Source organism: Zavarzinella formosa DSM 19928, assembly GCF_000255705.1.
Classification (GTDB): domain Bacteria; phylum Planctomycetota; class Planctomycetia; order Gemmatales; family Gemmataceae; genus Zavarzinella; species Zavarzinella formosa.
In genome coordinates this window covers 389,067-400,044 of sequence record NZ_JH636447.1, presented here as the reverse complement: position 1 = coordinate 400,044, position 10,978 = coordinate 389,067, and the positions used below count along the sequence as shown (strand labels likewise).

Here is a 10,978-nt window from a genome sequence, read left to right as displayed (position 1 = left end):
TTCCTCCACCTATTTGGAGAAGGTTACCCATCAAAGAGATTCGGTATCAGACCGTCGCAAAATTGCTTGTTTGAGCCAAGAATGTGAATCACGCGATGAGTCCTGGCGGGGTGGCGGGCAGGGTTGATTGTACCACGCGGCGCCGGAAACGCACAACAGTGGGACGGGTTGGGGATGGGGGTGTTGTTTGTGCAAGGCCGTCAGCAAAAGGGTCGCTCCCTTCCCCGGCGACCTAACCCCCCGTCCCCCTTCCCTAAGAAGGAAGGGGGAGCAAGTGGGTTTCGGCGTTTTATCCGAGCCGGAAGCGTCAGCGAGGGCCATGCTTCCCGAGTGAATGTCGCTGTCCGCAAGGGGAAGAACCATCCCCGGCCCAAGCGTGGCCCTCGCTGACGCTTCAAGCTCGGAAAGAAGACAACCACCCACTTGCTCTCCCTTCCTTTTAGGGAAGGGGGACGGGGGGTTAGGTCGCCGGGGGACGGACACAAGCCGATGTTCGTTGTCCAACCGGTGCTGTCGTGTTCAACACCCCCACTGCTGACGCAGTGGGGCTCTTGAATTCATTTGCAAATGTTGCCGCTTGGTTTACACCAAGTGACGCCGGATCAACGCGCCCCGCCATCACCTCGCCGGAAATCCAAACATCTGGCACTTCGGCAGCGCTTTTTCAAAAGCCTTGTAACCGGCTCGGGTGATTTTGGTGCCGCCGATCTGAATCGTCGTCAGCGTTTTGATTTGGGCCAGTTCGGCGAGTCCCTTGTCGGTGATCGGCACATAAAGCAGCCCGAGGCTGGCGAGATTCGGCAGGCCCCTCAGTTCCGTCATCCCGGCGTCGGTCAGGCCGGTGCAAAGGTCCATTTCCAGACGGGTGAGGTTGGGAATGTTTTTCGCCTCGCTCAGCCCGGCGTCGGTGATTTTCGAGGCGTTGATGGAAAGGACCGACAGCGAGGGGAATGCCTGGCCGAGCTTGAACACCTCGTCGGTCACGCCGGGGCCGGAGAGGGTCAGGTCGGCGAGGGTCTTGTGCCCTTGAAGAGACTTCACGGCCGGGCTGGCGGCCTCGGTGGCGGCCACGTTCAGGAGCGTCAGGTTGGGCATCCCGGCCAGCGGCGACAGATCCTTGCCAAGAGCGTGATTCCCGCACAGATTCAGATGCGTGATTGTCTTGATGCCGGCGATGGTCTCCAGCGAAGCCGACGTCAGTTTGGAATCCTTCAGGTTCAAATACCGGAGGTTGGGCAGGTTCGTCAGCTCCTTCACGCCCTCGTCGGTGAATTCGCCGGTCTTCAGGGCGATGCCCTCAAGCGTCCGACATTGGGCGAGATGTTTCAGGGTCGTATCGGTCAGCGACATGCTGTAGCAGTCGATGTATTTCAACGACTTCGATCCGGAGAGTTTCCAGATTCCCTCGTCCGTGACCTTCGTGTTGGACAGGACCAGCGCGATCAGGTTCGGCAGCTTGGAGATCGCGAGCATGTCCGCGTCGGTGATGCCGTCGTCGTGCAGGCGCAGCGCGAACGGCACACCGGCATCGGGAATTCGCGGCAGTTTCTTGCCTTCGTCGATGTCAAACATGACGGACGGAATGTGCCGGGGGTCGGCCCCGGTGAAAAGCTTGCTCTCCAGGGAGACCTCGCGGTCCCACGCATGGCCGCACAAAAAGCCGCCGCTGGCCCGGTAGGCCTTGGCCTTCTCCGGCGGGAACGGCACATAAGTAGTCGCAGGATCGGCCGCGCGCGCGACCCCGGCGGTTGCGATCAGCAACAAGACATAAGTGAATCGGCCAAGCATGACAACACTCGCGGAGAGAGAAGGACCTTCTCGATAAGGAATACGGCGAGGGAGACCGATTCTTGCGAAAAAGTTATATTAATCCTTGCGAAAAGTTTATCAAAGTCCCCGGCCGACGGGAAGACGGATCAGGATCGCTGAATCTTGGCGAGGCCGACGCCCCGGCCGGTTGGCTCTCCAACGCCCCAGACGCCGACTCCCGATTCGTCCAGCCGGACGAACAACCCGGCGCGCGGCCCCGGCGAAGTCACCCGCAAAACGAGCGGCTCCCGGCTATCAGCCCGCCAGGCGCTCTGGCCGGCCGATTTCCGGTCGGCCAGCAACCGGTCGAGGTAGCCGGAGACCGCCCGCCCCGGAAGGGTCATGAACACGCAATCCCCGGCGGGCTGGCTCAAATCCGGATGGCACAGCAGGAACCCGAGCGGATTGCCCGACAGGTCTTGCAGGATGACGCAGTTCATCCGTCTGGCTCCGATTGCCGTCCGCATCAGGATTCCTCATCCAAGGAGCGTGTCGGAACGCCATGTCGGCGACCCCATGCGGTGACCGCCAGACAACCGGCCCCGGCACTCCGCATGGACTCCAAATGGATTGGATTGATGCTGCACTCGCCGGCAATGGCCATGACGACCTTCTCGGACGGGAACCGGCTGACCCGCCCGTCGGAACCAGCCTTTCTCGCCTCCTCCTCGGCCGGCGTGGAAAATCCTTCGTCCAAAAGCAGCCGGTCGGCCCACAGAAAATGTCGACATACCACGCCATTCCGCGCGAGACACCAACCGTACCAGTCCATCCGGCCCTGAGTGGTGAAAGCGTGCGTCTCTCCGAACTCCCGGCTCAGCCGCCGGCAATATTCTGCCACGTCGCTCCCCGGTTGGTCCCGGTTGACACCGCCGAGCCACCCGCCGACCGCCAGGCGCCAGCCACCTACTTCGGGAGTGATGAACACTCGGGAGAGAAAGGAATCGGGCCGGGCGTCGAAATCCCAGAAGTCGCCCGCCGTGGCGTTGATCCCCTGCCGCCACGTGGCCGACGTCGGGTCGGACAGTTCAAGGGCGTCGATGATCGCTTGCGGTGACGCGCCCCGGACCGCCAGCCAACTCAGGTCGTAAAATCCGATGGGTGAATTGTCTGTCATGCGCGTCTCTCTCGGCAAGTTAACCGATCAGGCCCCGGACGGATCAGCAACGGGTTGTCCGGTCCTCACTCAAGGAAGTTGGCGAGATCGGCCTCCGTCAGTTCCTTCTCGAACAATGCCCGGCCTTTCGCCCAACCGCCTCCCCAGATCAGATTCATTTGATCAAGGATGGCATCGTAACAAGGGTCGTTACTGTTCATCGTCTGTTGATGCTCGGCAAACAGGCGATACATGGCCGCCTGCCCCATTCCCTCGATCTTGAGTTCGACGGCCAAAACAGAAAGGGCAGCAGACGGCTCAGAGGATGACAACGCCTGTTCAAATCGCCGCCGATCCGAATTCATCGTCATTTAAAAGCCTCCGTCAGTTCCTTCGTGACGGCCCGATCACATTCGGCCTCCTCACCCGGCCGTCCGTCCTTTGAGGCTGAATTTGCCGCTTTTTTCCGGCGAGATCCAATCATGAGGGAGATGCGGGCTGAGGATATGGAACGGCGGGATTCCCTCCTGTTGATGATACAGCGCCCTGTCGTCGGCCGTGACTCGCTGACAAGCACAAACCTGAATAAAGGTGAACCCGGCATCGGCCGCTTGAACGGACAGGTTGATCCACTGTGGAATCTTGCCATCGACCCAGAGATACTTCCTCGCTTGAACAGGCTCCGCACCGCGCAGTTGCCCCGGCGTCAGCAAGCGGCCTCCGAGAAACGGAATCAATCCCTTTTCATTCGGCGTTCGGTTCGCGGCGATAAAGTCAAAACGCAACGTTGTTGGAAGATCCTCGACAACGAACCGTTGCGCAAACTCACGGCAGAACGCCGCCCAGTCAAAGGTGTCAATGAAAGCCAGCTTGTCCATGAGTCATCTCCCACGCCAGTCAGGCGGTTTTTCTGGGGAAGCGGCCGGGGCTGTTGCTGTTATTTGCCGGCGGGCGTTTCGGGCGGGGGGATTTGTCGGGGTCGGTTTGCCACTGCCTCCATTTCAGATATTGCGACCGGCCCGCGAGGGCGAGTCCCCCGGCGAAGAGGCCGAAGCCGCCGATGCCGGCCGCCACGCCGCCCGTGGCCTCGATGGCCGGCGGCGGGTCTTTGAGGATCAGCAGGATGTAGACAGCGCTCCAGGAATAGAGCAATCCGATCAGAAGCGACACCGCGCTTCCGATGACGAGATTTTTGGCCGTGCCGTTCATGATTCGCCGGCCCAGAACAAAAAACAGGCCGCCGACCATGACGCCAATCCATGTGGCGACCGCCGTCGCCGGGCTGATCTGGACCGGCGCGGCGTTCCCCGGTTTGCCAATTTGCAAGAAAACCGGTGACGCGGCCGCCCCGCATGACCCAAGGGCGGCAAGCCCGCCGAGAATCATCCAAACCAACCCGGCCATCCGGGCGGCCGTTGGAAAAGAGGGCCGGGTCTCGGGTTGAAGTTCGGCGGTTTCGTCAGGCATTCAAATGCTCCTTCCGGCTGACAATCGTATGGCGATGCCTTGACGCGGAGTCTTGGCGGAGAGGTGAAGATACGAAAGGCATGAAAGACGCTAACCACAAAGACGCAAAGATCACACAAAGTTTCACAAAGATTAAAACAGATCAGAAGCAAAGGGAAAGAAGAAAGACCACCAAGCATAAATCAGAGCAACATCAGGAAGGCGCGAACCACAAAGACGCAAAGATCACACAAAGTTTCACAAAGTTAAAACAGATCAGAAGCAAAGGTAAAGAAGAAAGGCCGCCGAGTAAAAATCAAAGCGCATTATTGCTTTGATCTCGCTTCGTGGTCTTTTTGCTTTCACTTTGCTTGTTGCTTTTTGTTTTCACTTCGCCTTGGTCTTCTTTGTGAAACTTTGTGCGACCTTTGCGTCTTTGTGGTTAATGTCTTTTTGATGTCGCGCGTCGTGGCTTCTGATCTGTTTTGATCTTTGTGAAGCTTTGTGTGACCTTTGCGTCTTTGTGGTTAATGCCTTTTTGATTCAGGGCAAATCCGCGTCCCAAAGAATGATGTTGGAATCGTTGTACCCGGCCGCCATGACATGGCCGCGAGGCATGAATTTCAGTCCGCGGACGTATGCCGGATGCGGGCGCGGCGGGCCGAGGCGTTTTTTGGTTCGCAGGTCGAAGAACTCGACCGATTCCCCGTCGAGCGTGCAGCCAAAGACATTGCCGTCCGCCGAAAACGCGGCATGTCGCGCGTGCCAGCGACCGGTCGGGCTGTCCCGCCATTTTTCCCTCAACACCACTTCCCCCGAGACGAGATTGCGGACCTCAAAGAGAAGTTGTCCCTCGTCCGTGTGGAGTTCGTAAGCCATGTGCCGCATGTCCGGCGAAACCGCCCTGATCTCCCGGCCGTTGATCGACCGCACCAGTTTCCCGGCGCCGTCCAACTGATAAAGATGCGTCTTGAGGCCCGCCCGAGTCAGATCCATCTCAATCACCGCCCCCTTGCGGTCCGGGAGGATATGCGCCTCGCGGAATCGGGCCTCGCCGTCGTCGGGGTTTTCCCAAGTCCAAAGTTGTTTGCCCGTCACCGTGTCCCAAAGCTGGACCTCGTTTTTTTTCGCCGATTCGACCGCCGCCGTCTTCAGGTCGGCCGAGAGGGCGAACACCCGACCCGCCGACACCCTGGCGCCGGTTTTGGGATTGACCGTCTTCGGGTCAAAGGTCCGCTCCAGCCGGCCGGTGGCCGACGACAAGAACCGTGCCTCCGGGCGTTCAAAGTCCCAGTCAAACACGGCCAGAGTGGCGCCATCGGGGGAGAATCTCAGGCTCCGATAGTTGTCTTCCCGCTCCCACAAATCCTTTCCCGTCGCCAAGTCCATCAGGCAAAGTTTGCGAACATCCTTTCCACCCGGACGATAATGCGCATACTGTTTGCCGTCCAGAGAGAGGCTGGCTAATTCTTCGTCCACGTGCGCATCCAATTCACGGATCGTCTTGCCGGATGCCAGATCCCAATGAACGGGTTTGTCTCCCAGCGTCACCAACATGGTTTTCCCGTCCGGCGTTGGATGGAACGGGCCGCGAAAGAAGCCGGGATGAAGCCTTGAACCGCCGACGCGGGAACCATCCGCCAAGTTCAGCAATTCAATGTGGCCGTTGTCGGTCCCGGCCGCGATGGTCTTGCCGTCGCGGCTGCGGGCCAATTGACCCACACAATTCAGTTTCATGGTCGATCCGCTCATCACAGGCGGGGCGACTTCCGTTTCCCACAGAATTTTTTCCGTCTCGAAGTCCGCCAAAAGCACGTTTGGCGAGATTGCGATCACGGCCTGTTTTTTGCCCGGCAGATGCAACCCTCCGCCGTAAAATTGTTTCGTCGCCAGCACGGTTCTTTCGCCGGTGGCGATGTCCCACATGTCAATCGCGCTGTCCTCGTAATAAACCGTGAGCCGCTTCCCATCCGCGGACAGGTTCCAAGTTCTCCACCATTTCGGCAGGGTGACGGGCTTGTGGTTTTCCCGGCCCGTGACCGGGTCGAAGAACCGCACCCGGACGGGGCCGAACCGCTCCGGCCAGTCCTCCTTCAACACCCCCGCCACCACCGAACCGTCCGGCGACAGGATCGGGGTTGGATTTCTATCCGCAAACCGCGCCCAAGGGACAAGCCCGAAGCCCTGCTTGCGGATTCTCTTGCCGTCGGCGACGTTCCACGCGGTGACTTGGTTGTCCCGGCCCAGGGCCAGCAGCGTCTTGCCATCGCGGGAGAAGGCCGCCGACAGCCAGACGTCTTCGTTCTTCCACGAGAACCGTAGTTTGCCGGTGGCCTTGTCATGCAGTTGCAGTTCTTCCCGGTCGTTCTTGAAAGCAACGAAGTGCTTGTCGTCCGGCGATTCCACGTCGGGGTTAAGCAGCAAATGGGGGGGAACTTTGTCGTTTGGAATACGCTTCCCGGTTTGAACCTCCCAGGCCACCGGCTTTCCATCATCCCCGGTCGAGATCAATATCTTGCCGTCGCGGGAAAACAGCAGCGAACCAATCGGCCCCGGATGCCGAAACCGTTCGGTTCCCAATCGAAGGACCGCCCCGTCGGGCAGCGGGTCGCCCAGATAATCCAGCCGGGACTTCGGCGGCCCATTCGCCTCTTGAGCCGACACGCCGGAAACGCCGAGCCACAGAACGGCCGACAGCAGAGGCAGAAACGTGCGGAGAGGCATGAGATCGTTTCGTGTTGATGGCGAATCCGAGGATTGGACGGCCCACCGCGCCGTAAAATTCGCCGTGCTTTCGACAGCGGTTTCGCTTTCACCGCGACTCGGAAGCTTTAATTTCGCTCCGTGGTCTTTTTGCTTTCACTTTGCTTTTTGTTTTCACTTTGCTTTGGTCTTCTTTGTGAAACTTTGTGTGACCTTTGCGTCTTTGTGGTTAATGTTTTTTTGATGGCGCGCGTCGCGGCCACACGAGAAAACACACAGTTGATGTTGGGGTTGGTTGGTTTGCTGAGTCTGTCACTATCGCAAGAAAAAAAGTGGCCGGGCGGCGGACTCGCATCGCCCCCGGCCTGGCAATCAACCGGCTTTTGGGTCCGGTGACTGCAACATCACTTTAAGGCTTGGCGAGGAAGAGTCAAGCGTTTTTTCGTCTTCAAAAAAGCAAACGACTTCCCGGTCGCTTCCGACAAAAGCGATTGACCAATTCATGAGGAATGCGCGGGGCATCTCCCTTAACCAACGGAAATCTTTCATCACCTCCGGGGTTGGTCGGTCCGCCAAATGCACTTTCATCAGACAGTCAACACTCCACAGGGGCGCCAAAAAATGTGGAAGTATTCCGTCTGTTTTCTCATGCCGGGCCTCGTGGCCTCGGTCTTTGATCTGGACGGTCTCGGCAGCGTCGTCGCCCGCGTCGGGCTGGCGCTGGCTCTGATGACCATCACGGCGTCGATTCTTTCAACCGCCCTGTTCCGGGGGGCGAATCTTCCCCGGTCAAAAAGATCTCACGGATAGGCGCCCGAGCGCCCAACCGTCGTCATTCGCCTGCTTACTGGCTCTTTCCGGAAGCCTTGGGCGCGCCGGCCGACACCGAGGCGACGCCTCCGTTGGTTTTGAGGTCTTTGCCGAATTGGAGCGTCACGGTCAGGGAAGTTTTCTCCATCCCCTTCACGGTGGCCGTCGGCGGCGAACTGTAGCCCGAGCCCGCTTCGGTCACGACGATTTGCTTGATCTTGCCGTCTTCAATGATCGCATGGGCCTTCGCCGGGGCGGTCGGCCACAGGTCGCCCTTCTGGGGCTGATAGCGGTAGTAATTGGAAACCTCGTCGAGCCGGTCGTTGGTGACGCCGAGCGGCTTCAAAACTTTCATCAAGGCGGCCTTGTTCTGCCGGGCATGCTCCGGCGACGGCTTGCCGTCCTTGGCGGGCGTCACTCCGCGAAATGCCTCGCGAAAAACCTCGGGCTTCACTTCCAACCCGGCCGCGACCAGAACCACCGGCCGCCCGCCGTCCTTCGGGTCGGTTTCATGCCCCCCGCTGAAGCTCACCGGCGCCGTCGTCTCGGCCGCCGACACGGCGCCGAAGCCCAAGCCGACAACGAACGCCAGACCGCGCAACCCGTTTCGCAGGGCGGGGATCATCATTGCGGAACAATTCGTCATGGGCCGGCCTCCCGTAATTTCCTGTGCAAAAGACATGCCCCACGATACGAAACGAACCTGAAGCCAACATGAAGCGGGCTGGCAAATCATTCGGGCAACTCATCAATTCTCGCGTTTGCTCTCGCCGGGCAATGGTTTTCGCCCCAAGGGGGCGCCCGAAAATAGCCAAGGGCGGTTGCCGCCCTTGGGAAACGACCCTTCCCTTGAACTCCACCCCAACGGGGCGGCACTTGCCCGTGTGCCGCCCCGTTGGGGCGGAAACCCATTGATGGCCGATATTTCCAGGGGCGGAAGCCGCCCCTGGCTATTTTCGGGCGCCCCCTTGGGGCGAAAACCATCAATACTGTTTGACACGAACGAAGACCGTCAAAGGGAGTCCGGAAAATTTGCCACCCCCGCGTGAAGCGGGATTGAACAGGAGGGGAATAAAAAGACCCGCGTGCGAATTGGCACGCGGGTCAGGTGTGATAACCAATTGGTTTTGTGAAGATGCCGGAGGAGGGACTTGAACCCACACATCCATTACAGATAGTGGATTTTGAGTCCACCGCGTCTGCCATTCCGCCACTCCGGCTTCTACTTGTAATTTACTCGCCGATGTCTCCGGGGCAAGGGGATTTCTGTCAACCGTCTGTGACATCTTCCAGACGGGAGATCGCCACCACGTCCGACCGGAAGATGATGATGCGACGGCGGTTCTTTTTGATCCCCGTGGTCACCGAGGAGGCCACGTAGTTTTCCCGCGTGGTGTCCGTGTCGCGCAGGTCGTGAAGATCGGCGTTTTTCAACTCCATCAAATGCTCGTCCACACGCAACAACGTGCCCAGGCACACGTAATGGCTTTGCATGTCGATCACCACTTTTTCGCCGATCAGTTCGCTTAACATGCCTCGCTCCCCTTTCGGGAATTCATCATCCTCATGCCCGCGAAAATCAGGCCGGTCGACCGGCGCCCTCGATTTTCCTCAACATATTGCAAAATCAAGCGGCGACATTTGCAAATCATCCAAAAACCCACTGCGTTGCGTCAGAACCTCAAGAGCCCCACTGCGTCAGCGGTGGGGGTAGCCGCCACACTCTGAAAACACCCCCACCGCTCACGCAGTGGGGCTCTTGAGGTTCTGACACAGTGGGGCTCTTGGGAACTCACCTCAAATGTCTGTTGATTTTGCAAGATGTGCCGGGTCGCCGGGTGTCGGAATCGCAAGGGATGTTGGCCGCCGACTCGCCTTGATTTCGCGGGCGTTTCGGGATACTAACTGTTGTTCGCTCAGAGTGTAGACACCCACATATGCACACGGACTGGCTGATGCTGTTTGTGCTGTCGGCCATTGCATGGCCGTGGGCGCCGACCGACCCGCCCGCCCCCCGAATCCCGGTTGAGCCGGATGGCGACTTCCTGAAGCTCTTCCAATCGCCCGAGAAGCCGCCGGCCCACGAGGATCTTCTTCTTCCGCCCACCTCGGCCGGGCTGGCGTGGATGACCGACCCGATCTTGTTCGCCACCCCGGAACCGCTGTTCCCCCGTTTTGCCGTCGGCGAATTGGGGGAGATCTTCGACCGGCAAACCAACCGGCCGCAACCGGCCGACTGGTCGTCCCGCACCTCGCTCAAGGGGGTGGCCCTCGACCCCGACCAATGGCGGTTTCGCGGCGACCTCTCCCAAGACTTGTACAAACGAACGGTCAAGGTGGACGTGCCCAACCCCGACCTGGTGACCCAGCCCGCCGCCGGCCGGACGTGGACCACCGAGGACCGCTTTCAAATCCCCGTGCCCATCGCCCTGCCGATCGCCGAGCAAATGTTTGTCTACGGCCAGTTCGGCGGCAACGGGGACACGCTGAACAACCGCTCCACCACCCTGAACGGCAAGACCGGCGTCGGCATGAAGTGGTCGCCGCTCGGCAGCACCGAAGTCCAGTTGAGGTATGGCACGCTGCTGAATTACACGGATGTCTTCGCCGCCACCCGCTTTCAGGAACGCGCCCAGCCGGCCCTCGAATTTGCGGCCAAAATGCCATTGGTCGGCGCCTGGCATCTGGACTACACCGGCTCGGCGCTCCCCGCCGTCCAAGCCACCGTGCGCGACCAGATCAAGCAAGAATTGAGGCTGGCGGTGCCGCTGGGAACCGGGGACAACGAATTCGAGTTCGGCGCCCGCTACCGCTGGGACGTGATCCCCTCCCAATCGCAATCCCAATCCCAGGCCCAGACCCCGTGGATCGACCGGGCGCAGCTTTTCATGGGATTGAAGTTCCGGCGCTGAGGCCGGGGAAGATGGCGGTTTGTTTTGGCGAGCCGGAAGGCTCGTTTTGGTATTCATCTTGGTCTTGGCGAGCCGAGCAGCGTAAGCTGCCGGGTGGCTTCCAGTGGTCGAACCGCTTCCCCTTTACTCAGCCGGACTTAAACCCGTGGTTGAAGTCCCTTCCCTGCCGGAAGCCACCCGGCAGCTTACGCTGCTCGGCTCG

General features: G+C 59.7%; 12 protein-coding genes and 1 tRNA gene. 3 read left to right on the top strand and 10 right to left on the bottom strand.

The window, feature by feature from the left end; all coding sequences use genetic code 11:
- Nucleotides 1-618: 618 nt before the first annotated feature.
- From BGIM_RS0138615 to BGIM_RS0138590, 6 genes are all read right to left on the bottom strand, one after another.
- A complete protein-coding gene (locus tag BGIM_RS0138615) occupies nucleotides 619-1,788 on the bottom strand; it encodes a leucine-rich repeat domain-containing protein (protein WP_020474962.1) in 1,170 nt (389 codons plus the stop codon).
- Between the two features lie 128 nt (nucleotides 1,789-1,916).
- On the bottom strand, nucleotides 1,917-2,276 hold the full coding sequence (locus tag BGIM_RS0138610; RefSeq protein ID WP_020474961.1) for a hypothetical protein: 360 nt from the start codon (nucleotides 2,274-2,276) through the stop codon (nucleotides 1,917-1,919).
- On the bottom strand, nucleotides 2,276-2,926 hold the full coding sequence (locus BGIM_RS0138605) for a hypothetical protein (RefSeq protein ID WP_020474960.1): 651 nt from the start codon (nucleotides 2,924-2,926) through the stop codon (nucleotides 2,276-2,278). Before BGIM_RS0138605 ends, BGIM_RS0138610 begins: the two co-directional genes overlap by 1 nt.
- A gap of 65 nt (nucleotides 2,927-2,991) precedes the next feature.
- Complete coding sequence (locus tag BGIM_RS0138600) at nucleotides 2,992-3,276, bottom strand: hypothetical protein (protein WP_020474959.1); 285 nt, start codon at nucleotides 3,274-3,276, stop codon at nucleotides 2,992-2,994.
- A 51-nt stretch (nucleotides 3,277-3,327) separates the two neighbouring features.
- Nucleotides 3,328-3,783, bottom strand: coding sequence for a hypothetical protein (locus BGIM_RS0138595; RefSeq protein ID WP_020474958.1), 456 nt, complete (start codon nucleotides 3,781-3,783; stop codon nucleotides 3,328-3,330).
- 19 nt (nucleotides 3,784-3,802) lie between these two features.
- Nucleotides 3,803-4,372: a hypothetical protein gene (locus BGIM_RS0138590; RefSeq protein ID WP_020474957.1), complete on the bottom strand. Its 570-nt coding sequence runs from the start codon at nucleotides 4,370-4,372 to the stop codon at nucleotides 3,803-3,805.
- 80 nt (nucleotides 4,373-4,452) lie between these two features.
- On the opposite strand from BGIM_RS0138590, the gene BGIM_RS0138585 reads away from it, so the two are divergent.
- Nucleotides 4,453-4,689, top strand: coding sequence for a hypothetical protein (locus BGIM_RS0138585; RefSeq protein WP_020474956.1), 237 nt, complete (start codon nucleotides 4,453-4,455; stop codon nucleotides 4,687-4,689).
- A 205-nt stretch (nucleotides 4,690-4,894) separates the two neighbouring features.
- Here BGIM_RS0138585 and BGIM_RS0138580 read toward each other — a convergent pair whose 3' ends face one another.
- Complete coding sequence (locus tag BGIM_RS0138580; protein WP_020474955.1) at nucleotides 4,895-7,075, bottom strand: WD40 repeat domain-containing protein; 2,181 nt, start codon at nucleotides 7,073-7,075, stop codon at nucleotides 4,895-4,897.
- A gap of 600 nt (nucleotides 7,076-7,675) precedes the next feature.
- On the opposite strand from BGIM_RS0138580, the gene BGIM_RS0138570 reads away from it, so the two are divergent.
- Entirely contained in the window at nucleotides 7,676-7,864 is a 189-nt protein-coding gene (locus tag BGIM_RS0138570) for a hypothetical protein (protein ID WP_020474952.1), read from the top strand.
- Nucleotides 7,865-7,898: 34 nt separating this feature from the next.
- Here BGIM_RS0138570 and BGIM_RS0138565 read toward each other — a convergent pair whose 3' ends face one another.
- From BGIM_RS0138565 to BGIM_RS0138555, 3 genes are all read right to left on the bottom strand, one after another.
- Nucleotides 7,899-8,510 carry a hypothetical protein gene (locus BGIM_RS0138565; protein ID WP_020474951.1) on the bottom strand — a complete coding sequence of 204 codons (612 nt, stop codon included), beginning with the start codon at nucleotides 8,508-8,510 and terminating at the stop codon, nucleotides 7,899-7,901.
- A gap of 490 nt (nucleotides 8,511-9,000) precedes the next feature.
- Nucleotides 9,001-9,084 (bottom strand) — tRNA-Leu (locus tag BGIM_RS0138560).
- Between the two features lie 49 nt (nucleotides 9,085-9,133).
- On the bottom strand, nucleotides 9,134-9,397 hold the full coding sequence (locus tag BGIM_RS0138555; protein ID WP_020474950.1) for a hypothetical protein: 264 nt from the start codon (nucleotides 9,395-9,397) through the stop codon (nucleotides 9,134-9,136).
- Between the two features lie 404 nt (nucleotides 9,398-9,801).
- Here BGIM_RS0138555 and BGIM_RS0138550 point away from each other — a divergent pair, with 404 nt between their 5' ends.
- Nucleotides 9,802-10,776, top strand: coding sequence for a hypothetical protein (locus tag BGIM_RS0138550; protein WP_020474949.1), 975 nt, complete (start codon nucleotides 9,802-9,804; stop codon nucleotides 10,774-10,776).
- Nucleotides 10,777-10,978 lie beyond the last annotated feature (202 nt).